The organism is Hymenobacter properus (assembly GCF_015694735.1).
GTDB lineage: Bacteria > Bacteroidota > Bacteroidia > Cytophagales > Hymenobacteraceae > Hymenobacter > Hymenobacter properus.
This window is the reverse complement of sequence record NZ_JADQDP010000003.1, coordinates 247,095-273,527: the sequence shown is the minus strand read 5'-3', so window position 1 is coordinate 273,527 and position 26,433 is coordinate 247,095. Positions and strand designations below refer to the sequence as shown.

The 26,433-nt window shown below is 59.7% G+C and carries 19 protein-coding genes and 1 tRNA gene; 6 read left to right on the top strand and 14 right to left on the bottom strand.

Annotation, left to right across the window (positions count from 1 at the left end; all coding sequences use genetic code 11):
• Positions 1 to 239: 239 nt before the first annotated feature.
• From I2I01_RS13165 to I2I01_RS13110, 12 genes are all read right to left on the bottom strand, one after another.
• Positions 240 to 1,790, bottom strand: coding sequence for a family 43 glycosylhydrolase (locus I2I01_RS13165; protein WP_196286943.1), 1,551 nt, complete (start codon positions 1,788 to 1,790; stop codon positions 240 to 242).
• Between the two features lie 717 nt (positions 1,791 to 2,507).
• Positions 2,508 to 2,927 (bottom strand): ester cyclase, encoded by a 420-nt coding sequence (locus tag I2I01_RS13160; protein ID WP_196286942.1) that lies wholly within the window; start codon positions 2,925 to 2,927, stop codon positions 2,508 to 2,510.
• 259 nt (positions 2,928 to 3,186) lie between these two features.
• Positions 3,187 to 4,047: a helix-turn-helix transcriptional regulator gene (locus I2I01_RS13155; protein WP_196286941.1), complete on the bottom strand. Its 861-nt coding sequence runs from the start codon at positions 4,045 to 4,047 to the stop codon at positions 3,187 to 3,189.
• Positions 4,048 to 4,125: 78 nt separating this feature from the next.
• Positions 4,126 to 5,187 (bottom strand): NAD(P)H-dependent flavin oxidoreductase, encoded by a 1,062-nt coding sequence (locus I2I01_RS13150; protein ID WP_196286940.1) that lies wholly within the window; start codon positions 5,185 to 5,187, stop codon positions 4,126 to 4,128.
• A 66-nt stretch (positions 5,188 to 5,253) separates the two neighbouring features.
• Entirely contained in the window at positions 5,254 to 5,946 is a 693-nt protein-coding gene (locus I2I01_RS13145; protein WP_196286939.1) for a CPBP family intramembrane glutamic endopeptidase, read from the bottom strand.
• A gap of 54 nt (positions 5,947 to 6,000) precedes the next feature.
• On the bottom strand, positions 6,001 to 6,447 hold the full coding sequence (locus I2I01_RS13140; RefSeq protein ID WP_196286938.1) for a DinB family protein: 447 nt from the start codon (positions 6,445 to 6,447) through the stop codon (positions 6,001 to 6,003).
• Between the two features lie 319 nt (positions 6,448 to 6,766).
• Positions 6,767 to 7,678, bottom strand: coding sequence for a hypothetical protein (locus tag I2I01_RS13135; protein WP_196286937.1), 912 nt, complete (start codon positions 7,676 to 7,678; stop codon positions 6,767 to 6,769).
• Between the two features lie 303 nt (positions 7,679 to 7,981).
• Entirely contained in the window at positions 7,982 to 9,631 is a 1,650-nt protein-coding gene (locus I2I01_RS13130) for a sensor histidine kinase (RefSeq protein WP_196286936.1), read from the bottom strand.
• A 43-nt stretch (positions 9,632 to 9,674) separates the two neighbouring features.
• Positions 9,675 to 10,121, bottom strand: a complete 447-nt coding sequence (locus I2I01_RS13125) for a hypothetical protein (protein ID WP_196286935.1) — start codon at positions 10,119 to 10,121, stop codon at positions 9,675 to 9,677.
• Between the two features lie 12 nt (positions 10,122 to 10,133).
• Positions 10,134 to 11,186, bottom strand: a complete 1,053-nt coding sequence (locus I2I01_RS13120) for a hypothetical protein (protein ID WP_196286934.1) — start codon at positions 11,184 to 11,186, stop codon at positions 10,134 to 10,136.
• 400 nt (positions 11,187 to 11,586) lie between these two features.
• The gene (locus I2I01_RS13115) at positions 11,587 to 12,105 is read right to left on the bottom strand and encodes a hypothetical protein (RefSeq protein WP_196286933.1); all 519 of its coding nucleotides are present in this window, start codon (positions 12,103 to 12,105) and stop codon (positions 11,587 to 11,589) included.
• A 29-nt stretch (positions 12,106 to 12,134) separates the two neighbouring features.
• Positions 12,135 to 14,441 carry a GH92 family glycosyl hydrolase gene (locus tag I2I01_RS13110; RefSeq protein WP_196286932.1) on the bottom strand — a complete coding sequence of 769 codons (2,307 nt, stop codon included), beginning with the start codon at positions 14,439 to 14,441 and terminating at the stop codon, positions 12,135 to 12,137.
• 131 nt (positions 14,442 to 14,572) lie between these two features.
• Between I2I01_RS13110 and I2I01_RS13105 the strand changes: the two genes are divergently transcribed.
• On the top strand, positions 14,573 to 15,532 hold the full coding sequence (locus I2I01_RS13105) for a hypothetical protein (RefSeq protein ID WP_196286931.1): 960 nt from the start codon (positions 14,573 to 14,575) through the stop codon (positions 15,530 to 15,532).
• Between the two features lie 40 nt (positions 15,533 to 15,572).
• Here I2I01_RS13105 and I2I01_RS13100 read toward each other — a convergent pair.
• Positions 15,573 to 15,644 (bottom strand) — tRNA-Arg (locus I2I01_RS13100).
• Positions 15,645 to 15,675: 31 nt separating this feature from the next.
• On the bottom strand, positions 15,676 to 17,013 hold the full coding sequence (locus tag I2I01_RS13095; protein ID WP_196286930.1) for a Pycsar system effector family protein: 1,338 nt from the start codon (positions 17,011 to 17,013) through the stop codon (positions 15,676 to 15,678).
• Between the two features lie 176 nt (positions 17,014 to 17,189).
• Here I2I01_RS13095 and I2I01_RS23250 point away from each other — a divergent pair, with 176 nt between their 5' ends.
• The 5 genes from I2I01_RS23250 to I2I01_RS13070 all read left to right on the top strand — a co-directional run bounded on the left by I2I01_RS23250 (position 17,190) and on the right by I2I01_RS13070 (position 26,415).
• Positions 17,190 to 21,326: a metallophosphoesterase gene (locus I2I01_RS23250; protein WP_211537946.1), complete on the top strand. Its 4,137-nt coding sequence runs from the start codon at positions 17,190 to 17,192 to the stop codon at positions 21,324 to 21,326.
• 329 nt (positions 21,327 to 21,655) lie between these two features.
• Positions 21,656 to 22,978: a M43 family zinc metalloprotease gene (locus I2I01_RS13085; RefSeq protein ID WP_196286929.1), complete on the top strand. Its 1,323-nt coding sequence runs from the start codon at positions 21,656 to 21,658 to the stop codon at positions 22,976 to 22,978.
• Positions 22,979 to 23,260: 282 nt separating this feature from the next.
• Positions 23,261 to 25,030, top strand: a complete 1,770-nt coding sequence (locus I2I01_RS13080) for a GEVED domain-containing protein (protein WP_196286928.1) — start codon at positions 23,261 to 23,263, stop codon at positions 25,028 to 25,030.
• 276 nt (positions 25,031 to 25,306) lie between these two features.
• Positions 25,307 to 25,870, top strand: coding sequence for a YceI family protein (locus I2I01_RS13075; RefSeq protein ID WP_196286927.1), 564 nt, complete (start codon positions 25,307 to 25,309; stop codon positions 25,868 to 25,870).
• Positions 25,871 to 26,004: 134 nt separating this feature from the next.
• Positions 26,005 to 26,415, top strand: a complete 411-nt coding sequence (locus tag I2I01_RS13070; protein ID WP_196286926.1) for a hypothetical protein — start codon at positions 26,005 to 26,007, stop codon at positions 26,413 to 26,415.
• Positions 26,416 to 26,433: the final 18 nt, after the last annotated feature.

Here is a 26,433-nt window from a genome sequence, read left to right as displayed (position 1 = left end):
ACACATCTGTGCCGGGCGTTGCTGTTTGTTAGGTCTATAAGAGTATCGAAGAATCGTCACGCAGAGCGCAGCGAAGCATCTCGCGTGTAGTAGTAATCAAATCAGTTTCACGATTGAGTTACTTCGGCACGCGAGATGCTTCGCTGCGCGCTGCATGACGTTCAGTAGAAAATTGTAAAAGCGAAAGGCCCGGCCATCCATGAGGACGGCCGGGCCTTGTCATTGTTAGCAAACCTGACTTACCGCTTGTTGCGCACGATGAAGTTGTTGAACATCGCTGTTGTATCCTCGGCGCCCTGGGCTACGAGGGCCACGCGCACGCCCCGGTCCCAGGGCGGGAGGTAGGTGCCGTTGAGGGAGAAGCTTTCGGTGGGCAGGGGCTGCCAGGTGGCGCCGTCGGTGCTATAGGCGAAGCGGTAGCGCTGGCCGCCCCATACTTCGAGGCGCAGCGTGAGCGTGTCGCAGGGCTCCACGAAAAGCTGGGCCAGGGTTTGCTGCTTGCCGCTCTTCAGGTGCCAGATTTGCACCTGGCCGTTGCCGGCCACCAGGGCCAGAGCGTTGTAGGGGTCGCCCACTGCGGCCAGGCCGGCGTAGGTATCGACGGGCAGGTTGGCGAAGTCGATGGTGGTGGCAGCTTTGTAGGTGGCGGCGTGGGTGCGGCGGCCCACGATGGTGCCCAGGCGCGAGGCGCTGGCTGCGAGGTGCAACTGGCCGTCGCGCACGGTAGCCTCAGGCTTGGGGGCGCTGATGGGCCACTGCCATTCCAGGCCTAGGGCATCGCCTTCAAACTCCTCGGCAATGTTAAACTGGCCCATATCGGTGAGGGCGGGAGCCTGGGGGCTGCGGTTCACGAATTCGGGCCACTCCTGCGCGTTCCAGGTGAACTCGGAGAGCAGGCCCTGGCGGCCCACAAACTCGTGGCTTTCGGCGGCGTAGGCGTGGTGCAGCAGGAACCAGCGGCCGTCTAACTCGGTCACGGTGCCGTGGCCGGGGCATTTCCACACGTCGTTGCGGTCGAGGATGGGGTTTTGCTGGTGCTTCTCCCAGGGGCCGAGCAGGCTGCGCGAGCGGGCCACGCCGGTGGCGTAGTTGCAGCCCTTGCCGCAGCAGGAGTTGCCGGCAAAGAAGTGGTAGAACCAGCCGTTGTGGCGCACTAGGGCCGAGCCTTCCACAAGCGGGCCTTCCCACTTCACGTCGTTGGTGAACAGCTCGGTGGCTTCGCCAATGAGGGCGGTGCGCTCGGAGTTCAGGCGCTGGGCCCAAATGGGGGTTTCCTGCTGGCAGGAGTTGCCGTCTTCTTTCCAAACGAGGTAGAGGTCGCCGTTTTCATCGGGCATGGCGAAGCCGTCGATGGAGCCGGCTTCCTGGCCTACCAGGGGGCCGTGGTCGCGGTAGGGGCCGGCCGGGTGGTCGGCGCTGGCCACGGCCACGCACAGCATGCCGCCCTGCTTGCTGCGGGCGGTGTAGTACATGTAAGTGCGGCCGTTTTCGTGGTGGAACTCGGGCGCCCAGAAGTTGGAACTGGCCCAGTCGGGCTGCTTGTCAGGGAACACGTGGCCGACCAGCTCCCAGTCGAGCAGGTTCTTCGAGGAGAAGATGGGGAAGATGGCGCCCCACTCGGCGGTGGTGGCGCTGGCCCAGTAGGTATCGCCGATTTTGGTGACGGTGGGGTCGGGAAAGTCGCCGGGCAATACGACACGGTCGTAGGTGGTGCGGGCCGGAAACGTTTGGGGGGCGGCGCCGAGCGATACAGGGGTCAGCGGGGCCGACATTTCTAGTTCGATGGACACAGGAGAGGGGTGCAAAGAGGATAGAAAAGAAAGCCGGTCGGATTGAAAATGGCTTTCGAGGTTAGAAAGGTAGGGGTTTGAATTGAAACCAAAGCCCAAAGTATACTTTTTTGGGTCGAGCCCCCTAAAATAATCGGCGAATGAATAGTTTCGGCAGGTGAAAAATTTACGAATTTATACGGGTCAGCTCCATTGGAAACTGCACCCGCTAATAGCAAAGGGCTATATTTTGCCAGTCATATGCCTGTAAAATACGTAAGCACATTTTGGGCCAAGCTAATGAGCGGTACTGTATAGTATCAGGCCGGAATTTAACTTTATAAAGAAGGTGGGCTGGATTTAATACGCAGTTAGGTCTTTAACTGAAGGGCTGTTAGCGTAAAAAATCCCTCTTGCAGAAAAGGCGAGTTTAATGAAGAGGGGGCTCTTCGTTAGTCAACCACTTTTCAGCATCCAAGGGGTTGTTAAAAGCGTGCCAGATTACTTTGCTGGCAATTGAGGTGTTATGTAGTGCTTAATGATAAAGGCCTTACATCCAGGATTGAGCGTAGTGAATGCCGGCGACTCCTTGCGGGTGGTAAAGGCAATGGAATGGGCCAATTGCCAAGCCCTTGTAGAGAGCACGGCAAGGCCAGGTTGTTTGTGGCCCAAGCCACAAAACGAAGCTGCCCGCTTCGGTAGGGAAGCGGGCAGGGGGTAGGGCATTTGCGAAATTTGCTAGTTGGCCGTCAGTTGGTTCATCACATCGGTCAGGGTGGTAAGGCCCCAATGCTCGATGAGCCGGCCCTCACGCAGGCGGTAGATGTCGATGACGTCGATGGTGACAGGCCGATGGGTGGGGGCAAGGCCCAGCAGCTCGCCAGTGTGCAGGCCTTTGATGGCTTTGCGGGTGGTTACCTTGTCGCCCTCGGCTACCTGGTCGAGGATGTCGACCTGCAGGTTGGTGAAGGCGGGCTGCAGGATGTGAAGGAAGAAGTAGTGCATGCCGCCGGGGCCGGCGTCCATGCCGGCGGGAGCGGTGCGATTGACGAAGTCGGGTGCCAGCAGCTCGTTGAGAGTAGCCACGTTGCCCTGGGTGATGCCTTCGTGGTTGAAGCGGCGAATAATGGCCTTGTTTTCCTCGGTTTGGGTGCTCATGTCAGCAGCATTTTAGGAGTGAAAAAGAATGCTGTAAAGTTGAGCGGAGGCGAGAGGGGTGAGTTAGGGCGTTTCGGTCAAAAACTGTGGCAGGGCAGTCAAATTGGGGCGTGTTGTTCTGACTAGGGCCTCCCCCAGGCCCCCTCTCCAAAGGGCGAGTCTGGCAATTGAGTTTACTATAGGACGCGAGATGTCTCGGCTGCGCTCGGCATGACTTCCTTCCTTCCTTCCTTCCTTCCTTCCTTCCTGAGCAAATGCGCTAGCCTGCCACCAAGCCTTGCTGCTTGAACTTAGTGGGCGACACGCCGAAGGCCTTCTTGAAGGCTTCGGAGAAGCTGGAGTGGCTTTCGTAGCCCACCTGCTGGTACACGTCGCTGGGCGGCTGGTGCTGGTGGAGCAGGGCGGCAGCGCGCTGCATGCGCTGCTGAAGCAGCCATTTCTGCGGAGGCTGACCGTAGCTGGCGGCAAACCGGCGTTGGAACGTCGACACGCTCATGTGGCAGAGGAAAGCCAGCTCATCCACGGTGATGGGCTGGGAGAGGTGAGTTTCGACCACCTGGCGCAGGGCCAGTTCGGGCGAACTGGCGCGCGGCGTGCGCTGGAATTTGCCCAGGGCGGCGGGGTTGGTGTGAAGCAGGTAGAGCAGCAGCTCCTGTAGCTTGAGGCGTTGAATTTCAGAGCTGGGCGGCGTGGGAGCCGCAAGGAGCAAACGCAGCGACTCGATGTAGTTGCGAATGAAATCGTCTTTGGCGAAGGTGACCAGGGGCGAGCCGGCGCTGGCCGCGGGCAGCTGAGCGGCGTGCCGGGCGTAAAACTCGGCCAGCACCGCAGGGCTGAAGTAGAGCAGGATGCTGCGAAACTGGCCGTCGTCGGAGAGCAACTCGCTGGTGAGGGTGTGGCCCGCGGCCATAAGCAGGATTTCGTCCTGGAAAATGGTAACGGTACCGGCGGCCTGCACCAGGGTTTTGCGCCCTGCTATAAGCAGGTTAATCATGTGGTAGTGCAGCACCAGCCGGTTCTTGACGGACGGCTGCTGCGAGGCGTAGCTGCGGATGAGCACGTCGGTGGGGGCGGGGCTACCGGCCGGCAGTAGGTCGTGGGGAAGGTTGTAGACGGTCATGCTGAGTTGAAAATACCGCAGGGCAAGCAGTATTGGCCACCAGGCTAAGCTTGTTCTCTCTGATGTTGGCAATTAGTATTAGCCCATTGCTACCCGAAGCTCCGCGGCCAGGGTGCGCACCAGCTCGGCGGCGGGCAGGGCCCGGGCGCGGCCGGCGCCGGTGCCCGCCCACTGCACGGCAAACCCGGGCTCGTGGGCCTGCTGGGCAGCGGCCACCAGGGCTTTGCCGGCGGCGTAGGCACGGGAGTAGGCGGCCACGGGCGGCCGGCCGGGTTGGTCGACATCAAGCACGAAGCGGTTGACGAGGCCGCGGGCGGGGCGGCCGGAAATGACGGCGGTGAGGGCCGTGGGCAGGGGCGGCTGTTGGAGCAGCGCGGCCCGGTAGGCGGGTGCAGCGGACGACTCCGGGCTGGCCACAAAGGCAGTGCCGAGCTGGGCGGCTACGGCGCCGGCCTGCAGCGCCGCCGCGATGTCGGCCCCGTCCATCAGGCCGCCGGCGGCCACCACGGGCAGGCGGGAGGTGCGTGCCAGGTGGCGGGTGAGGTCGAGGGTGGGGATGCCAGGCTCAATGTCCTGGTTGAAGGTGCCGCGGTGGCCACCGGCTTCGATGCCCTGGGCCAGGAGCATGTCCACGCCTGCGGCTTCGGCGGCGCGGGCCTCGGCGGGGGAGGTGACGCAGGCCAGCAGCAGGCTGCCAGCTTGCCGCAGGGCGGCCAGCTGGGCGGCGGCGGGCAGGCCAAAGTGAAAGCTGACTACCCGGGGCCGGGCTTGCACCAGCACGGCCAGCAGGGCGTCATTGCCCAAAAAGCTGGGGTATAGCTCCTCTAGATGGGGTGGTGGTGCGCTACCCAGCTCCGTAAAAAACGTCTGCAGGTAGGCCAGCCACTGAGCGTCGTGTGCGGGGTTGGGCGGGGCGGGCTGGTGGCAAAACACGTTCACGTTGTACGGCCGGGCGGTGGCGGCTTGCAGCTCGGCCAACTGCCGGGCCACGGCCTGGGCATCGGGAATGGCGCCCGTGGCAAACGACCCCAGCGCCCCGGCTTCCGACACGGCCGCGGCCAATGCCACCGTTGATACCCCCGCCATGGGGGCCTGGATGATAGGGTGAGCGAGGCCGAGCTGTTCGCAGAAGCTGTTCATACGAGGTGCGTAAGGTGACAAGAAACAACCGACCTACGAAAAGAAAGGTTGAAAGCGGCATCGGGCCTAGGCCGCTCGGGGAGCCAGTGGCTGGCGCCGCCGCTTTAGGTAGAGGTAGGCAATTGCGGGCAAGGCCAGCACTTGGAACAGGAACACCACCAGCGACAGCATGTCCTGCAGCCTGTGTTGATTGGCCGGCACCAAGAGCTGCGGCCCCAGCGGGCCCGCGGAGAAGACGACAATGTGGGTAAGGTTCCAGCCGAAATGCAGGCCGATGGGTAGGTAAAGGGAGCCGGTTTGGGCGAAGGCCTGGGCATACATGAGCCCGGTGATGGCCGTCATGAAAAAGATGAAAGCCATTTGCACGGGGTTGCCGAAGGCGCCGTACGAAAACCAATGGTAGACCCCAAAGCAGGCGGCCGACAGCAGGCAGGCTTTGGCAGTTCCGAGCCGCTGCACGGCCAAGTAAAGCAGTGCGCCCTGAAAAATCAAAGTTTCGTACAGCACCGATTTTAGCACCCAGAAGCTGCTCCTGGCAAACGCGGCGGCGGTGTAAGCAGGATTAAGCGCCCAGCCATTGCCCGCCAAGTACATGGCGGCGTGATAAGCGGCGCACACCAGCCCGGCCATCAGCATCCCCGCTATTAGCTCTAGCCCCCGCACCTTGTCCGGCCATAGCCCCAACGCCGCCAAGCTGCGGCTGGCAACCAGCCGGAGCAGCAGCCACGACAGCACAAGCTCAACGAGGATGCCAATCATGGAGGCGGGGCTTGAAAATCAGGAATTAGGGAAGAGGGGAGGCGCGGGTGGAGTTCACGCGTCGAGTAAGCGGCGATGGTAGTTGATTTGGCCCAGATGGTAGGTGAGGTGGGTGGTGAGGTGCATTAGGAAGTGCACAGTTGTCATCTTGTTTTCGAGCACCAGAAGGGGGTATTCCTGGCCCAACTGTTCATCGGTGAATGGGGCGAGGGCCGCGGCCACCACAATGCGCGTGGCTTCGATGCTGGCCACGAGGTCGGCGCGGGGCACGTATTGCTGGGAGAATTCCAGCTCCCGCTGCCGGATGTAGCCGCTGCCACCCAACTCGGCCCCAATGTAGGTGTTGAGGTTACCGATGAGGTGCAGGCAGAGGTTGCCGGCTGAGTTGCTGATGCCTTTTTCGACCCGCCAAATGGCTTCTTCGCGTTGGTAGGATTCGATTTCGACGCGCAGCTTGTGCAGGTCGCGGTCGAAGAGGGTTTGGAGGGTGGCGGCTAGCATAGGGGCAGTGAGGGTTAGTGGAAAGTCGGCGGGTGACCCGTGGCATACCCGGAGAGCGAAGGTAATCAGCGCTGGAAGTGCGGCCCGGGGAGACCTACTGGCCGAGCTGCTGGCGGGGGTGCGTACCCTCGACGAGGACATGAAGAACTTTAAGCTGCTGAACTGAAAGCTGTACGCGGGCTACTTGCAGGCGCGCAAGATTCTCAACTCCGGCGGCGGGAAGCCGGAGAAGCAGGCGTAGCTTTCCGTAGCGTTGGAAATGAAGCCGCCCGCTGCCGTGAGGGGAGCGGGCGGTTTTTTGGTGTTAATTACTGGCAGACTAAGGGCATCCAGATATTCCTAAAAAGAATTCTTTCTGTTCGGCAGTAAGCGCCTTTAAACCTCCCATAGATTCTACTTCTTGGCGCAGCTTTCTTTCTTGCTTAAACGTGCCACTATTTAAGTTGGCCTCCTCGTAGAGTCCAGGAGCGTCTATCCGCTGACCATTATCAATAAGAAGCGTAAGATAGGCGCCAGGTCGAATTTTCTTTTTGCTAAAGAAAGTAACTATACCATTTTCTGGTACGGTTCCATGCATCCGGTGCTCCACCGTTAGCTTATAATGCTGATGGGCGATTTTTTGCACCAGACCAGATACCAGAACGGATGTATTGGTAACTGCTGGATTCTGCCTTTTGCTAAGTAGTTGGCCAGATGTTATGTCAAATACAAACGTGTTTAATTCATAGGTAGAAATCGTCAGGGAATGGGTTAAAGGAGCGAATCTATAGTCGACAAACCATCTGAAATGACTTACTGACGATGAAATACTGCCACAGGAACAGAGAAAGTCGTGAAGGACATATTCTTTGATTTTGCGGCCGCGTTCATAAAAGCTGAGAACCCCATAATTATAGAAGGGAATTCCAGCGCTCCAATCATCTAAGACAGCAATTCGGTTGCCATTATCTGAGATGAGCGCCGTTTTTGAAGCAATGTTGTCGTTGCTTTCCTCAAAGGAATACAGTTCCTTATGGGTGGCTACGATAAACATTCCCCATCTACTGGTAATAGGATAAATTGCTTTACCTGCTTCATTAATATACTTTCTAGCAGTGTCTTTTCTAGTTCGAAGTAGTTGGAGTTCATATATACCGTCCTTACTCTTGAAATTAGTCTGGGAACGTGGCTCGTCAGCCCTGCAATTCAACGCTAATAGAACAAAAAATAAGGCTTGGAGGAAGGGTTTCATATTACTAGAAAAGAAATATTAAATATAATTATACATTAGCTTGCCGCCCTTCGTCACCTTTTGCTGCCCCAGAAACCACCGCGCCCGCCGCTGCCCGCTGAACCAGCCGCGGGGTGGTGGAAGCGATAGGTGCTGAATTTTACCTCGTCGGTTTTGAGGGGGCGGCCATCGGCGGAGTGGAAGCCGCCGTTGATGACGAAGCCGTAGGGGCGGCCGGGTTTCAGGGCTACTTTGTAGGTGTAGGATTTCTTGCCGGCGGAGAAGGCGCCCCGCGATGGGCAATTGGGCTTCGCCGCCTACTTCTTAGCTCACCGCTACGGTGGCGGCCGGCAGGTTGATGGTGAACGTGGTGCTCACATCTGGGCTGGATTCGACAGTGATGTGGCCCTTGTGGGTTTTCACGATGTCCTGGCTGATAAACAGGCCCAGGCCGGTTCCTTTGGAAGTGGGCTTGGTGGTGAAGAAGGGCGAGAACAGCTGCTCCTGCTCGGCGGCAGAAATGCCCGTGCCATTGTCGCGGACCTGAATTTCGACGCCTTCTTCCTGAAAAACCGTGGCCACGGTGAGCGCGGGGCGGAAGTCCGGGTTGCGCAAGGACTTCTCGTGTACGGCATACAGGGCGTTGTTGAGCAGACTGGACAGGACCGCGGCCATCTCCGTGGGCACTAGCCGCACGGTTATGTTCTCGGGGTTGTCGCCCGGCATCAGCTCCAACGGTACCCCCCGGTAGGCCTCGTCCAACTCCTGCCGGTACGCTGCCAGCTGCTCAGCCACAAACACGTTGGGGTCGACTTCCACGAAATCCGTCGACTTGACTTGCAGCAGCTTGTCCATGCTGCGCACGATGCGCGTGAGGCTGGTGCCGTGCTGCTTGATTTTGCCGATGTTGCTTTCCACCATTTCCAGTAGGGGCACCACTTCCTCCTGCAGATGCTCATCGGCGGCGTAAGGCTCGGCCGCGAGCAGCTCGCGGCATTCGGCCAGCAGCTCGGTCGACACGTCCGAGAAATTGTTGACGTAGCTCAGCGGGTTCAGCAGGCGGTCGACGAGGCCCTTGGTAAGCTGGCCGATGGACGCCAGCTTCTCCTGCCGGATGAGCTGCTCCTGGGTGTCGCGCAAGTCGGCCAGGGTGCGCTGCAGGCCTTCGAGCAGGTCGTCGGACTTTCGTTTTTCCACCATCAGCTCGCTGGTGCGGGCTTCGAGCTGCTGGCGCGTGGTTTCCAGGTCGGTCACCATCTTGTTGAAGGCGGTGCCGAGCTCGCCAATCTCGTCGCGCGAGTTGCTGTCCACGCGCTGGGTGAGGTCGCCGCGGCCCACTCTGGTGGCGGCGTCGCGTAGCTTGAGCACCGGCACCGAAATGTTTTTGGCCAGCACAAAGCCGATGCCAATGCCGATGCTGAACACCAGGAAGCTGAAAAATAGCGAGGTGACGCGAATATGCCGCTTGCTTTGCACGATTTCGCGGGTCGAAAAAGCCAGCATGATTTCGCCGCTCATCATGGGCGTGCGGAAGGCGGTGCGCTTCACCACCGTCGAGTCGTTAGACATGGCGTTGACGTCGACCTTTTTCGCCTCGGGATAAGTCTTGAACACCGTGCGCGTGATGCGGTACCGGGTGTGGGCGGCGTCCCAGGCGGTGTCGGTTTGGAGCAGGCTCACGAACTGCAGCAGCGGGTCCTTCTTCACAAAATCCATGGCCGTTTGCACGCCCTGGAAGTTCTGCTCGGTCATGGCGATTTTCACGCCCAGCGCCACCGTGTTGGCGTGGTTTTGCACGTCCTTATTGAAGTTGGCCAGCAGGCTGCGCTCCTGAATGACGGGCAGGTAGAAGAGGACGAAAAACGAAAACAGCAGCACAATGCTAGTCACGGCCAGCCAGATTTTGGTCTTGACCGTGAGGCGCAAGTGGCTGATGACGCGCAGGATGGACGGGTGGCGGAGGCTCTTTACCATACCAAGCAGGGGCTGAGTAAACGGATGAAGGCCGGGGCAGCCCTTACAGATACTTTTTCCCCTCGACGGTGATGGTTTTGCTGGTGGGCACGGGTTGATTTACCACGCCAATGGCCCCAGCGGTTTGCGCCACAAACTCGGCCAGCTCGGCTTCGGAGTTGAAGAAGTTGGGCGCATCGGCTTTGCCCTGGAACACGAGCGCCAGCCAGTACTTGTTCAGCTCGTTGGCGCTCATGTTGTAGATTTTTTTGCTGGTGCTCTGGCCGATGGGCGTGGTGGTTTTCAGCAGCGCAATCACCACCTTGCTGCCGTCGGGCCAGCGCAGCTTTTCGCCGCGCATGGTGGCCCGGAGCTGGGCCATGTTCATGTCGTTGGGCACGCCCTTGCCGTTGCCAATAATTACGAGGTTCTGGTCCTGCGCCCGGGCCGGGGTGAGGCCCGCCACGAGGAGGAAAAGCAGAAACAACGTCAGTCGATAAATCCGGGCCATCTGCATCACGAATTAAAAGCCAACGGCAATTTGAAAGGTTACCTTGTCGGCGATGGGATACATGTGGCTTTTGGTGCGCTGGTATTCCAGCTTCAGCACGGCCAAGTAGCTCATTTCGTAGCGCAGGCCCCCCACGAAGGACTGGGTGTTGTTGTCCATGAAATACACTTCCCGGTTTTCGGTAAACCGGATGTCGTCGACGCGCACGTAGGGAATGATTTTGTCGGTGACGCGCAGGCCCACGTAGGCGTAGGTGGCCATGGCCCGTTGCGTACCCAGGCTGTCGGAGCGGTTGTTCACCATGCTGGTTTCGGCCAGCAGCTCAAATTTCTTGGAGAAAACGGAGTCGTTGTAAGCAATGGAGCCCGTGAGAATGTCCTGGTTGACGCGGGTGAGGGCTACCGGCGTAAGGCCGCTACCCCCGTGGTTGTGCGCGGTACTGCCCCTCGAGATGGCGTCGTGGTAGTAGGAGGCCCCCAAGCGCATGCCGTCCCGGGGCTTGATGTGCATCGCCAGGGTGACAGACTTCACGGGGTTGTTGTCGGCCACGTCGCCCGAGCCGATGCCGTTGCCTACCATGGCGTCGTAGCCAAAGCGCATGGGGCCCAGGTTCTGCCCCTGCAGGCTCACGCCGGTGGTGTGCAGCGGGATAATGCCCTGGGCAAACAGCAGCGGCCGGTCGATGGTAGGGAAGAATACCCGGCCGTGGTGGTAGGTGTCGTTCCAGTAGTTGATGGGCGTGTGGTGCTTGCCCAGCAGCACGCTGTGGTTGCCGGCGTAGTTATACTTGAGAATGACGCGCTCGATGCTGATGTCGAAATCAGTAGCCGACTCGGGCGAGAACTTGGCCACGGTTTCGCCCAGAAACGACAGGCGCTCAGTAATCGTGGAGGTGATGAACAAGTCCTGCTCGCCGAGGCCAAAGTTGACTTTGCCGTTCTGGTAGTAAGCCAGCGCATCTACAAAGCCACGTACCTGGGTGCGTTGGGCCCGGGCGCACGGCACCGCACCCAGCAGCAGTCCCAGCAGTAGAAACAAGGGTAAAGAGTAACGGTTTATCTTCATACACTTCGCTTGGGAAGGGGTCGGGACTTGGAGGGAGCAGGCTGGCAGCCTTGGCGCGTTTCTCAAGAAAGCGCAACGGTAGCTCCAACAATTGTGGGTCAGCAGGGTATTCTGTGGCTAATGTGCCAAAGGTACTGCAAGAAAAAGCTCTTTTAGTGCTAAAAAGTAGAGGTGTGGCGGTGTATTCAAAGCGCACTTCAAGGCCGGGGTGTTGCTGCACTGATTGTCGCGAATAGCCGAGAGGCGCCGGTTAAGCCGCTCTTGAACGGCTACCCGTGAGCCCGCAATTATTAACGCTGGCGACGAGGCGCAGGTATCGGTAGGGTTGGAAATGAAGCCGCCCGCTTCCGGTTGGGGAGCGGGCGGGAAGTCATGTTTATCCGGCTAAAAAAGGTTTTCGTCAGTTGTCTATACTCTCCCATGTACCTTTCTTAAAATACATGTTGCCGAATTTCGGAGAATTAAACACTAAAAAGAAACTCCGTATGCCGCGGTACACTGTGGGGTCGGTGGTCAGAACGTGGTGCGTCGGCGCGGGCATATGGATGATGAGTCGGGCTGAGCCGTAGGGGTCGGAGGTTGAAATATGTCCTTCGTATACTGTTGCCGGCCCATCCTTAGGGGTTGAATAAAAGCGAATGGAGTTGTCGAGGTTGATGATGAAATGAAAATTGCTGTATTGCCAATTGGCTTGTTTGCCAGGGAAGTAGCTGCGGTCGATGACGTACTCGCCATAGTAGTCCTCCTGCGTAAGAACTTTCTTTTCAGACAGGGGCCGAGCAATGGTCGAGCAAACACCAAGCGCAAGGGCTGAAAGCCAGATGACGCCCAACGCTTTGCCAAAAAATGCTTTTCTGGTTAACGCCCAAATTACCAGTAGCAACAACGTCAGCGGGATGAGAAAGAGGCCGACAAGCATGTTGCAATCGTCGCTGGTGGAATAATAATTTACTTCCGCGCCGGCTTGGCCCCCATCACAAACACCAGTGTGCCGCCCTTCGCCACATCCGCTTGCGCCAGAAACGGCTGCGCCAGCCGCTGGCCGTTGAGGGTGGCCGACTGCACGTAGACGTTCTTGGCGCTTTGGTTTTTCACCTGGATGGTGAAGGTCTGGCCGTTTTCGAGGTGGAGAACGGCGCCGTGCACCAGCGGGCTGCCCAGCGCGTACTGACCCGAGGACGGCGCCACCGGGTAGAAGCCCAGGGCCGAGAAGAGGTACCAGGCGCTCATCTGGCCGCAGTCGTCGTTGCCGCCGAGGCCGTCGGGGGTGGGGTGGTACTGGCGGGCGAGGATGTTGCGGACCTGGGCCTGGGTGTGCCAGGGCTGGTCGGTGTAGTTGTAGAGGTAGGCCGCGTGGTGGGCGGGCTCGTTGCCGTGCACGTAGCCCCCGATGATGCCCTCGCGGGTGATGTCCTCGGTTTCGGCGAAGAAGCTGTCGGGCAGGTGCATGGTGAAGAGCGAATCGAGGTGGGGCACGAACTGGCGGTTGCCACCCATGAGGGCGATGAGGGCCTTGGGGTCGTGGGGCACGGCGAGGCTGTAGTTCCAGGAGTTGCCCTCGATGAAGCCCTGGCCGTTGGTGCTGAGCACGTCGAATTTCTCGCGAAAGTTGCCGTTGGCCAGGCGCGGGCGCATGAAGTTGTGGCGCGGGTCGAACACGTTTTCCCAGAAGCCGGCCCGCTTGCTGAACTCCTTCTCCACATCGGCGTGGCCGAGCTTGCGGGCCAGTTGGGCAATGCACCAGTCGTCGTAGGCAAATTCGAGGGTGTTGGAGACGGAGGTACCGCTGCGCTCGTTGGGCACGTAGCCGAGGTCGAGATACTCGCCCAGACCGTCGTACCAGCGGTGGCGGGCGGTGGCCACGCAGGCGGCCAGGGCGCGCTCGGCCTGGGCGGGCGGGACCACGCCGTTGATGACGGCATCGGCCACTACCGATACGCTGTGGTAGCCGCTCATGCACCAGTTTTCGTTGGCGTGGTGGCTCCAGACGGGCAGCATGTGCTCGGGGCTCTGGTCGTAGTGGGCCAGCATGGACTGCACCATGTCGGAGTTGCGCTTGGGCTGGAGTAGGTTGAAGAGCGGGTGTAGGGCCCGGAAGGTGTCCCAGAGCGAGAAGGTGGTGTAGTTGGTGAGGCCCTCGGCGCGGTGGGTTTGCTGGTCGAGGCCGCGGTACTGGCCGTCGGTGTCCTGGTACACGGTGGGGCTGAGGTAGGCATGGTAGAGGGCCGTGTAGAAGTTCTCCTTATCGGCCCGGTTGGGCGTCTGAATGGCCACTTTCTGCAGCTCCTGCTGCCAGAGTTGCTGGCTGGCGCGGCGGGCCTGGTCGAAGTTCCAGCTGGGCAGTTCGGCGCGCATGTTGGCCAGAGCGCCATCCATGCTCACGGGCGAGAGGGCAAACTTGACCTTGATTTTCTCGCCCGCCACGGTGGCGAAATCGAAGTAGAGGCGCAGCTGGCGGCCGGCCTGCTCGGGCCAGTTCTTGCTTTGGTCGAAGCGGCCCCAAAAGCCGCGGTAGGTTTCCTTGGTGTCGTACTTGCGGGCGCCGTAGCCGCGGAAAGGCTTCGAGAACTGCATGGCGAAGTACTCGGTGCGGGTGCGGCCCCAGCCGGTGGTTTGGCGGTAGCCGGTCACCAGAGAGTCGTTCACCACGCGCACGTAGCTCCATACGTTCTTGTCGGGGTAGTTGTAGATGCCGGCCATCATGTCCAGAATGACGTGGGCCGGCTCGGTGCCCGGAAAGGTGTACTGGTGAAAGCCCACCCGGGTAGTGGCCGTAAGCTCAGCCAGGATGTTGTGGTCGTCGAGCTTCACCCGGTAATAAGCTGGTTCGGCCACTTCATTCTGATGAGAAAACGCGGAACGGTAGCCGCTTTGGGGTCGGTCGGCGGTGCCGGGGTTGAGTTGCAGCGGGCCGGTGGTGGGCATGAGCAGGAAGTCGCCCAAATCGGAGTGTCCCGTGCCGCTGAAATGGGTGTGGCTGAAGCCCACGATGGTTTTGTCGTCGTAGTTGTAGCCCGCGCAGTACTTGTAAATGTCGGGGTTGTACTTGCCGTTCTGCTCGTAGCTCAGCGTGTCGGTATCGGGCGAGAGCTGTACCATGCCGAAGGGAACCGTGGCACCGGGGTAGGTGTGCCCCATCTTCTGCGTGCCCACGATGGGGTGGGCGTACTGCACGAGGTTTTCGGGGGTAGTGGATGCTTTTTGGGCGAGAGCGACGAAGGGCAGGAGGACCAGGGCTGGGAGCAGTGACTTCATGCGGCAAAATACAGCCGGACAAGGGCTCTGGCATATGGCTCATGCACAACCAGGGCATTGCTTGATTTAAACTACTTACAAGGAAAGTAAGCGGCTGCCGTTATTCGAGGCCACATCAGGCATTCCTAACCATGGCGCGACAGATAATCTACTCGATAATTGTTGCCCTACTGGCGGGCGGCCTGTTTTTTCAACACCACCGTCATCAGCAAGAGCAGCGCCGAATCTGGGTGAAGCTGCGGCTGCTCAACGCTTCACTACTAGTCGCAAATGAGCAGAATGAGGAGGCCGCTCGCCGTTCTGCAAGAGAAACTGAAAGCTTAGTGAGGCGCATTGGTAGCCAACAACAGGGCGTGCGCGTGGTGAAGCAAAACGAGGAAATTCTTCGTCGAACAACTCAGGTAGTGGGCGTGCTGCGCAACATGCGCTCCCGCCTATTGCACATCCTTCCCCGGGTAGAGCATCTGTCAGACCTTGCCAGCAACAAAGGAGGAGTAGCTGCGGTGCTGGCCGACTCCACGGGCGGCGCCAGTGTACACCGCCAACTGGCTGATTACACCGCCTTCATCAGGCAGTTTCTGCCGGAGCTTCCGCTGTTGCAAGCCCGCCAAGCCCGGGACCCCGTGCTGAAAGAGGCGCTAGCGGACGCGGGCGGCGCCGGCCAGTTTTATTACGACCAAGCTTCCTTCTCCGAAGCGTTGGTGATGCTCACGCAACAAGAAACGGCGGTGTGGGCATATGCGACCGCAGCGCTCGGCAATCAATCCTTAAAAGTGACCTATTGTGGCGTGCTCGATAAAGTAAGGGCTCGCGTTATGACGGTTGCCGACACGGTGGCGGCGGGTGAGAAATACCGTGCGGCGCTGTTTTTGGGAGCTTTGCAAGACTACCGCGACTTGCGCATGAGCGTGAATGGCAAGGCCATATCCGTGCTGCCAAATGGGGAAGGGCGCGTAGAATTTATTGTGCCGAAGTCGGGCGCGGCCCCGGGCGTATCGCCCACGTTCTGGAGGGGAGCCATTCAAACCTCCATGTATGGGCGCGACAGTACGTTTGAAGTATTGGTCCGCTACTTCGTTCGACACAATTAAAAACCCGCCCTGCAGCACGCAAAGCGGGTTTTGTCTCATGTAGCCGCGACGAGAATCGAACTCATATCAAGCGTTTAGGAAACGCCTATTCTATCCGTTGAACTACGCAGCCGTAGCGCAAAGATAAGAACAGACGGCACGCCCTACATCTTATACAGCAGCGCGATGCCGAACGACAGCGCCGTCAGAATCAGCCCCACCATGAAGATGGTGTAGCTGGTGCGCAGCAGGCGGTACTTGCGCGTCAGCACCTCGCCGAGGTAGTACACGTCGGTCACCATGTTGTTGTAAAGCATGTCTTTGGTGCGCATCAGGTCGCGCATGCCGTGCTGGAAGTTGTCGAGGCTGAGCTTGGTGAACTGCCCGAAAAACAACAAGTTGACGCGGCGGTTGGTGGCAATTTCGGGGCTCTTTTTCAGCCAGGCAAAGCTGGTCACGTCGGGCTGAGCCGAGAGGATGGCCGTGATAACTGAGCCCAGCGCCGTGACTAGCAGGATGCCCATTGGGATGCCCAGCACGGGGTTGCCGCTCATCATGGGGCCCAGGGCGCCGGCCTTGCCCATTTTGGCGCCTAGGTATGTGATGATGACCGACATTAGCACGGCGTTGAGCTGTATCATCATGCTGGCTTTTTTGTCGGCCATGTCGCTCAGTTTCATGTGGTTCGAGTACATGGTGCGGAACATGGTTTCGATGCCCCGCTTGGGCTCGGCGAAGGTGTCGTTCTTCTCTTTGGCCTTCTTCTTGTCTTTCTTCTCGCGCTTTTTCAGCTCGTCGCGCTGGTCTTCGATGTTGTCTTTGAAGGCCTTTTTGTAGCGGTCCTTGCCGGCGTCGGAGTGGTACTTGTGGGCCAGCATGAAGTTGAGCTGTAGCTCGGCCCACTCGGGGTTCGAGTAGGTTTGGCCCAGCACCAGTTCCCACTCGGTGCGCAGCAGCTCGGCCCGGGAGCGGAAGTCGTCGCGGGCCAGGTTGCTCATGTCGGCGTCGACGAGCAGCTTTTGCAGCTCGGTTTCGGGCTTCTCGTCGCGGTGGGTAGCCTTTATCATGTCCTTCACCAGCTGCACGCGGTTGGCGGGCACGCCGTGCTCGGTGAGCCAGGCACCGGCCCGCTCCATGCTGCGATACTCGTGCCCGTCGTACACATCAATGTAGCCGGCGTCGTGAAACCAGGCGGCCAGCAGCAGCAGCTCGGTGTCGTCGGGGCTGAGGTTGGCGGCGGGGGCCAGGGCGCGGGCTTCCTTCACCACCGCTTCTGTGTGGGCCAGGCTGTGGTAGGTGAGCTTGGGCGGCAGTTCGCGGCTAAAAAGGTCGGTGAGGTAGGTCTCGGCTTCTTTCACCAGGGGCGAGGCTTTGGCCTTGGGGGGCTTGGCATCGGCCGCGGCGGCGGGCGGTGGAGCAGATTTATCTAGGGAGGCGTCCGGGGCGTCGGCGGGGGCCGGGGTGGGGGTGGCCTCGACGGCTTCGGGGGAAGTTTCTTTCATGGGGAGCGAAGCTACGGGCGGTTCGGTGGGCCGGCTTTCGGGCTTTCAACGCGAAGCACCGGCCGGAAGTTGAAACCCCCGCCTTAACCGCACTGCGGCGCTTTGCGTAACGGGCCCTACCGGAGGTGTCGGCCCCAGGCCTGCGCGCCGGTATTTCGCTTTCAGTACCCCTTTACATGACCTCATTTCGCCGCCTCCTTTTTCTGCTTGCCTGCTGCCTGCCTTTGGGGGCTTATGCGCAACCAACCCAGCCGGCCAACGCTAAGGCCGTCAAGCCTCCGAAGCCACCCAAGGAAACCCAGAAGGAGATTCCCTCGCCCGGCGAGTCGGACCAGAACCCGCACCGCAGCCGCCCCAACTACCGCAAAACCGGCGTGAACTGGCAGCGCAACACCCCACCCGATTCCACGCGCATCCGCTACCGCGTGTTCCTCATCGGCGACGTGGGCAACCCCATTCTGCCCGACAAAGGCGGCGAACCCAGCCTTAACTACCTGCGCCAGCAGATTATGAAGGCCGGCAAAAACAGCACCACCATCTTTCTGGGCGACAACGTGTACAACTACGGCATGCCCGAAGAGGGTGCCTATGACCGCAAGATTGCCGAGAAGCGCCTCACCACCCAGCTCGACATCTTCCGGGGCTATCCCGGCGAGAAGTACATGACGCCCGGCAACCACGACTGGATTCAGGGCAACCCCGGCGGCCTGGAGCAGGTGAACCGCGAACAGGCCTTCGTGGAAAACTACATGATGAAGGACTCGGCGGCCTTTGCCTACACCGGCGACTTCTTTGTGCCGCGCGACGGCTGCCCCGGTCCCTTCGAGGTGCGCGTGCAGGACGACCTCGTGCTCATTGCCCTGAACTCGCAATGGTTTGTGACGCCGCCCGCCAACCGCCCCTCGGGCCGCGACGGCGGCTGCGGGGCCGACAACGAGGATGATGTGTACGCCGCGCTGGAAGAAGTCATTACTCGCAATAAGGACAAGCACATCATGGTGTTTGCCCACCACCCGCTGTTCTCCGATGGCATTCACGGCGGCTACTTCACGCTGGCCGACCACATCTTCCCGCTCAGCATCGTTTTCAAGTACGCCTTCATTCCGCTGCCGGTCATTGGTTCTATCTATCCGTTTGCGCGCAAGTACGGCGGCATCAACCAGGACATTCCGCACCCGGCCTACCAGGCTTACCGCAAGAACCTGCTAGAGATTTTCGGCCGCCACCCCAACGTGGTGTACGCGGCCGGGCACGAGCACAACCTGCAGTACTATAAGGAAGGCAGCTCGCACTTCATTGTGAGCGGCTCGGGCTGCAAAACCCAGCACGTGAAGCCCGGCGATGGCGGCGGGGCCATTTTCTCTGATAAAGAAAAGGGCTGGGCTGAGGTGAACTACTACGACGACGGCCAGGTGTGGGTGGAGTACTTCATTCCGCAGGGCAACGGCACCGCGGCGCGCCGGGTGTTCCGCACGCCCATGTACGCCAAAACCACCGGCGCCATTGCCACCAACCCGGCCCAGCCCGTGTCGGAAACGGCCCTGACGACCACCAACGGCGTGCCCGGCGGTAAGGAGCTGCCCCAGACCAAAGACGACATCAAGGAGAAGGAAAAGGACAAGGAGAAAAAGAAGGAAAAGGAAGCTGAGGCCATTGCCAAAGCTCCCATCCCGACCAAGCGGCCCGACTTCCGCGACAGCTCCGTGACCGTGGCCATCAACCCGACCTACGACCGACACGGTCGTTTCCACAACTGGCTGCTGGGCGAGCACTACCGCAAGGAGTGGGCCACGCCCGTGAAGTTCCGCACCCTGGACCTGGCCAACGACAAGGGCGGCCTGATGCCCTACAAAACCGGCGGCGGCAAGCAAACCGCTTCGCTGAAAGTGCGCAACGAAGCTGGCTACAACTACTCGCTGCGCGGCATCGACAAAGACCCCGCCGCTGTGCTGCCCGAGCAGCTGCGCACCGGCCTAGCCAAGGCTGTGCTGCAAGACCAGATTTCGGCTCAGCACCCGTATGCCTCGTTTGTACTGCCGCCGCTGGCCACCGTGGCCGGCATTCTGCACACCAACCCCGAACCGGTCTACATTCCGCAGGACCCCCTGCTGGGCCAGTACTACGCACAGTTTGCCAACCTGCCCGCCGCCTTGGAAGAAGACGCCAAAGACAGCCAGGACAATGTGGCCAGCCTGGGCTTCGCCACCAAGCTGGTGAGCACCGACAAGATGCTGACCAAGCTGATTGACGACAATGACAACCAGGTAGACCAGGTGGCCTTCGCCCGCTCGCGCCTCTTCGATATGTGGATAGGCGACTGGGACCGGCACGAGGACCAGTGGCGCTGGAGCGAAACCAAGCAAAAAGACGGCGACCGCACCTACACGGCCGTGCCCGAAGACCGGGACATTGCTTTCTTCAAGGGCGACGGCGTGCTGCCCTACCTGATTTCGCGCAAGTTTGCAGTGCGCAACTTCCAGAACTTCGGCTACGACTACGCCGACTTCAAGGGCCTGAACCAGACCGGCATGAGCAACGACCGGGTGTTTATGAGCGGCGTAACGCGCGAGCAGTGGATAGCCCAGGCCGAGTACATGAAAAGCCACCTCACCGACGAGGTGATTGAAAAGGCCTTCCGCGACAAGTGGCCCCAGCAGATTTACGACCTGCACGGCAAGGAAATCATCGCCAAGCTGAAAAGCCGCCGCGACCTGCTGCCCAAGCTGGCCGGCGACTACGCCGACGTGCTGGCCGAAATAGTGGAAGTGCGTGGCTCGAAAAAGCGCGAGAAGTTCATTGTGGAGCGCCTGCCCGAGGGCAAGACCCACGTGACGATGCGCAAAATCAATAAGGAAGGCAAGCTGACCAAGACGCTTTACGACCGCACCTTCGACAACAAAGTGACCGACGAGGTGCGCCTCTACGGCATCGCCGGCAAGGACGTGTACGACGTGCGCGGCGACGTGAAAGACGGCGTGAAGCTGCGCATCATTGCCGGCAAGGGCCGCGACACCATCCGCACTGCCGACCACGTGGGCGGCCTGCTCCACAAAACCCAGATTTACGACGCCGACACCGGCAACGTCATCAACGCCAGCTCCGAAGCCCGCCTGCGCCTGGAGCCCGGCTACGAAGTGAGCCGCTACGACTACCCCCACCGCTTCGACCTGAAAGACTACCGTCTCGACTACGTGGGCCCGGCCCTGTACTTCGGCTACAACATCGACGACGGCGTGCTGGTGGGTGGCGGCGTTACCTACCGCCACTACGGCTTCCGCCGCGAGCCCTACTCCTGGGAGCAGAGCATTGCCGCCAACTTTGCGCCGGCCCGCGAGGCCTACAACATCCGCTACACCGGCCAGTTCACGCGCATTTTCAAGAAGACCGACCTGCACATTGCGGCCCAGTACTACGGCCCGCAGCTGCTGTACAACTTCTTTGGCATCGGCAACAACACCGCCAACCTGGCCACCGAAGACGAAAACCGCGACCGGGTGACGAACCGCACCGTGAACAGCGCCTACCGCGTGCGATTCGAGCGCCTCACCATCGCGCCCACCTTCGAGCGCAAGCTGTTCACCTTCCTCAAGTTCGGTATCGGGCCGCAATACGACCAGTTCCGCGTCGACAAAGACAAAATTGGCACCGTCATCAAAGACAGTCTCACCAATAAGAACGGCGACCTGACCTACGAAAACCGCCGCTTCGGCGTGCGGTCGTCCGATTTCCAGGTGAACCAATACCTCGGCGGGCTCATGTACCTCAACCTTGATGCCAGCTCCTCGGCCAAAAACCCGCGCATTGGCCTGCGCTGGTACAACGAGTTCCAGTACAACTGGCAGCTCAACCAGGAAAGCCTGAGCTTCGGCCGCATCAGCACCGAGTTCCGGGCCTACCTCACGCCCAACTTCCCCTTCCACCTCACCTACGCCGGCCGCATCGGCTACCAGCGCAACTTCGGCGACTACCGCTTCTACCAGGCCAACACCCTGGGCGGCACCACCAACCTGCGCGGCTACCGCCGCACGCGTTATGCCGGCCGCACGGCCGTGTACGCCAACTTCGAGCCGCGTCTGGAGCTGTTTTCGTTCAACGCCTACCTCTTCCCCGGCAAGTTCGGCATCATGGGCCTGGCCGACGTGGGCCGCGTGTACTCCGACAACGACACCGGCGAGCACAAAGGCCTCAACGCCTTCCATAGCGGTTTCGGCGGCGGCATCTACATCGACATCCTCAAGCAAGCCGTTATCAACGCCACCTATTCGGTAGGGGAGGAGAAGTTGGTTTTCGTGGGCTTCGACTTCCTGTTTTAAGCCCAGCGCTGGTTACTGACAAAAGCGCCCGTCTCCGGTTCGCGGACAAAGTCTGCAACGGGGACGGGCGCTTTTTTTCGATTTGAAAGCGTGCGAAATTTTGGCTTTGCTCAAAGTCCCTCAGGATGCCAGGATGTAGGGGTGAGATAAGTCGAATTTTAGTAAGTTCAATAATTAATTAAAATTATTACAATTATTGATAGTTATTATGGCTCAGGAATAATAAACTGTTAAAGAAATAAATTTGGCTAGTCAAAATATTTTGCTAGTTTAGTCGCCAAGTAAACCACATTTTTCACTCCTTTCCCCAACCTATTTTCCACAGCTACATGAAAAAGACTTACCTCTCCGCGTTGGCCCTGTTGGGCAGCGCCGGTACCCTGATGGCCCAGGACGTGGCTAGCCGCATGGCCCCGTCGGTTAAAGATGACGTAACCCCCGTTATCCTGCGTCGTTCCTGCGCCTCCCACGATGTGCTGCAGGCCCAACTGGCCGCCGACCCCGGCCTGGCCCAGCGTATGGCAGCCATTGAGGCTCAGACGCAGCGCTTCGTAGCTGCTCGCGCCGCAGCCCAGTTGCGCGGCGGCAACAACACCGGCGGTTCCACGGGTGGCTCCACCAGCGGTACTACCTCGCAACTTAGCGGTATCGTTACCATTCCGGTGGTGGTGCACGTGGTGTATAACACGGCCGCCGAAAACATCAAAGACGAGCAGATTCAGTCGCAGATTGACGTGCTGAACGAGGACTTCCAGAAAAATAACGCCGAGCGCAACAACACTTATCAATATTCCAACCTGTCCGTAGCCACGCCGGTGCAGTTTGTGCTGGCTCAAGTCATTCGCAAAGCCACCAAAACTCGTTCCTGGAGTACCAATGATGCGGTGAAAAGCTCCAAGCGCGGCGGCGACGACGCCCTGGACGCCAGCAAGTACCTCAACCTGTGGTCGTGCAACCTGGGCAATGGCCTGCTGGGCTACGCCCAGTTCCCCGGTGGCGCCCCCGCCACCGACGGCGTGGTGATTCTGTACTCCGCCTTCGGCAGCCGCGCCAAGTTTCCTGGCGGCACCTACACCACCACCTACGACCTGGGCCGCACCGCCACCCACGAAGTGGGCCACTGGATGAACCTGCGCCACATCTGGGGCGATGACTCCGGTGCTTGCACCGGTTCAGACCAGGTACTCGACACCCCCAACCAAGGCGCCGAAAACTACGGCTGCCCGGCCGTTGGCAAAGCTTCGTGCAACAACGGCGGCGACATGTACATGAACTACATGGACTACACCGACGACCGGTGCATGTTCATGTTCTCGCAGGGCCAGTCCGACCGCATGACGGCCATCTTCAACACCGGCGGTGCCCGCTCTAGCTTCGCCGCGGCCAGCGGCGCCCTACGCCAGACAGCTACCAGCCCGGCCCTCTCCTTCTTCCCGAACCCTGGCCGCGAAGCCGTGAGCCTGACCCTGCCCGCTGGGGCTGATGCCGCCGCGTACTCGGTGCGCGTGTACGACATGCGCGGCTACGAAATGCGCCAGGCTCGCTATAGCGGCACCGGCGAACTGAACGTGGCGGCCCTGCCCAAAGGCATCTATTACATCAGCATCGGCAACGGCGCCACCACCACCCGCCAGCGCTTTGAGAAGGAATAGCGCCATCAATTTTCAGTAAAAATCATGCTTCAACGCCCTGCCCATCCGGCAGGGCGTTGTTGTTTTTAAAGATTTGTATAAGAGTTCTTAAAAATATTTTCAGAAGCACAAACGATTGCAAAATGAACGATTGGTGAAATTGCCAATTATTGTAATAATTATTAGTGATAAAGTGGTAAAAATTAGAAATAGTATGGTATATGCCCGTATTTTATTGTCATTGTTGTAAATTATTTTCAATAGCTTGCCGGCGTAATTTTTCCACAAACCAACCTTTTTCACATGAAGAAAAATGTTTACGCAGTAGCCCTGGGCTTACTGGGATTGTCGTGCGCCGCTACCCCGGCTTACGCGCAAAAGGCGCAGCCGCGCACTTGCGCCAGCGACGATGTATTGAAAGCGCAACTGGCCGCCGACCCTGGCCTGGCCCAGCGCCTGACGGCCATCAACCAGCACGCCTTGCAATACGCCGCTTCTCATGCCGGTGCCGCGCAGCGCACGTCAGCCATTTCGGTCACCATTCCGGTAGTGGTGCACGTGCTCTACAGCACGGCCTCGGAGAATATTTCCGACGCCCAGATTCAGTCGCAGATTGACGTGCTGAACGAGGACTACCACAAGCTCAACGCCGATTACACCAAAACCCCCAGCGCCTTTGCCGGCTTGGTGGCTGATGTGGGCATCCAGTTCACGCTGGCCAAGCGCGACCCCAACGGCAACGCCACCACGGGCATTGAGCGCAAAAGCAGCACTACCACCAGCTGGGGCACCGCCGACAAGATTAAGAGCACCAGCACCGGCGGTTTGAACGCCTGGAACTCCAGCCAGTACCTGAACCTGTGGGTGGGCACCATTGGGGGTGGCATCCTGGGCTACGCGCAGTTTCCAGGCGGCGCGGCCAGTACCGACGGCGTGGTGATTTCGCCTGTGTACTTTGGCCGCACCGGCACCGTGACGGCGCCCTACAACCTAGGCCGAACCGCCAGCCACGAAGTCGGCCACTGGCTGAACCTGAACCACATCTGGGGCGACGACAACGGCGCCTGCACCGGCACCGACAACGTGAGCGATACGCCCAACCAGGGCGCCGAAAACTACGGCAAGCCCACCTTCCCGCACGTGAGCTGCTCGAACGGCCCGAATGGCGACATGTTCATGAACTACATGGACTACGTTGACGATGCCGCCATGTACATGTTCTCGACCGGCCAAAGCTCGCGCATGAACGCGCTGTTTGCCAGCGGCGGCGCCCGCGTCAGCCTGCTCACCTCGCAGGGCGGTGTGGCACCCAGCGGCGGCACCACCCCGCCGCCTACCGTCACGTACTGCACCAGCAAGGGCAGCAGCGTGGCCTACGAGTACGTGGACCTGGTGCAGCTCGGCAGCATCAGCCGCAGCTCGGGCGCCGACGGCGGCTACTACAACGGCACGGCGCTGAGCACCAGCGTGGCCGCTGGCTCGACGCAGACCATCTACTTCTCGGCTGGTTTCGCTACTAGCTCGGCTTACACCGAGTACTTCAAGATTTACGCCGACTGGAACCAGAACGGCGTGTTCACCGACGCGGGCGAAACCATTGTATCGGCGGCTGGCAGCACCAGCTCGGCCACGCGGTCGGCTTCGTTCACGGTACCGGCCACGGCCAAGAGCGGCAGCACCCGCTTGCGCGTGGTGATGAGCGACAACTCGGCCACCACCAGCTGCAACAGCTACAGCTACGGCGAAACCGAGGACTACACCCTGAACGTGACCGGCGGCACAGCCCGCACCGAAAGCGCCGTGGTAGCCCGTGCCGGCAACACCAACGCCCTGCCCGACCGCTACACCGTGTACCCCAACCCGGCTACGGAGGTGCTAAGCATTGCCCGCCCGCTGAACGCCGACCCGGCCCAGCCCTTCACGGTGCGCGTTTTCGACGTGCGTGGCGCCGAAATCAAGGGCCTTTCCTTCGACGAAGGGCAGGTGAACGTGTCGGGGCTGCGCAGCGGCATCTACACCATTTCCATCAACGACGGCAGCAGCACCACACACCAGCGCTTTGTGAAGCAATAGGCGCCGGCCAAAGCGCTAATAGCGCTGCCGCATGATTCAAAAAGCCCCGGCTGCCAAGTCGGGGCTTTTTTTGCGAAGAGAATAAGGCATTGGCAATAATAGTCAAATTGCTGGTGTTGAATAGGTTAGTGCGGAAAACGCGGAAGATTGTGACCTGGTTATGAACTTTTACTATTGAAAATCGTTGGGCAAAAAAGATAAACGATGTACATACATTTTATGTACAAACATTTGTTATCTTTGCATCACCAAACCAAACTCAAAACCCCAAACGCCATGTCTGAAATCACTGCTTCCGCCGCCAACACCACCGCCACCAAATGGACGCTGGACCCCACGCACTCCGAAGTGCAGTTCAAAATCAAGCACCTGGTTATTTCCACCGTAACGGGCTCGTTTAAGTCCTTCCAGGGCACGATGGAGTCGGCCAGCGAAAACAACTTTGAGAATGCCCAGGTAGAGTTTTCGCTCGACGTGGACAGCATCGACACCAACCAGGAGATGCGCGACGGCCACCTGAAAGGCGAGGAGTTCTTCGACGTGGCCAAATTCCCGACCATCAAATTCGTATCGACGTCGATGGTGAAAGACGGCGACAGCTACAAGCTGACCGGCAACCTCACCATGAAAGACGTAACCAAGCCCGTGACCCTGGAAGCCGAATACGGCGGCTCGGCCGTGGACTTCTACGGCAACACCAAAGCTGGCTTCGAGGTAACTGGCAAAATCAACCGCAAGGAGTTCGGTCTCACCTGGGGTGGCATCACCGAAGCCGGCGCCATTGTGCTGGGCGACGACGTGAAGCTGATTGCCAACGTGCAGTTTGCCAAACAGGCGTAATTGCAGCAAACGGAGCGTATAGTGTAGCGGCGGCCTCGAAAGAGGCCGCCGTTTTTTTATGGGCGGTGCAACGCCAGCGAGCGGTTGGCGGTCAGGGCCCTGATTCCGCTTCTCGCACTTTAAAGGCCCCGCTCATGCTTCGTACTTTTTCCGCTCTCGGCTTGGCTGCGCTGCTGGCCGGCACGCTCCTTGGCTGCAAAAAACACTGTGCTGACCCACAGCCTGCCTGCTACAGCGGCGCGGTGGTGGCCTCCACGTGCATGCTGGGCATGTTGGTCGACGTCGACCCGGCTTACCCCATTGGCGCCAAAGCCTATTCGGTGTACGGCAACCGCTTTTTGGGCAACAACGTGGTGGCCGTGTCCAACACGGGAAGCCTCCCACGCCTGAACCGCGTTGGCCAGCGCCTGCATTTCACCTACACCAGCGCGCAAACCAATCCCGGCATGGTGTGCCTGGCCGCCGATGGAACCACCACGCCGGTGCCCTTCGTGACGCTCAGCAACGTCTCGACGCTGTCTTGCGACTCGGTTCAGGCCCGCTAAGGGGTTTGTTGTCAAATA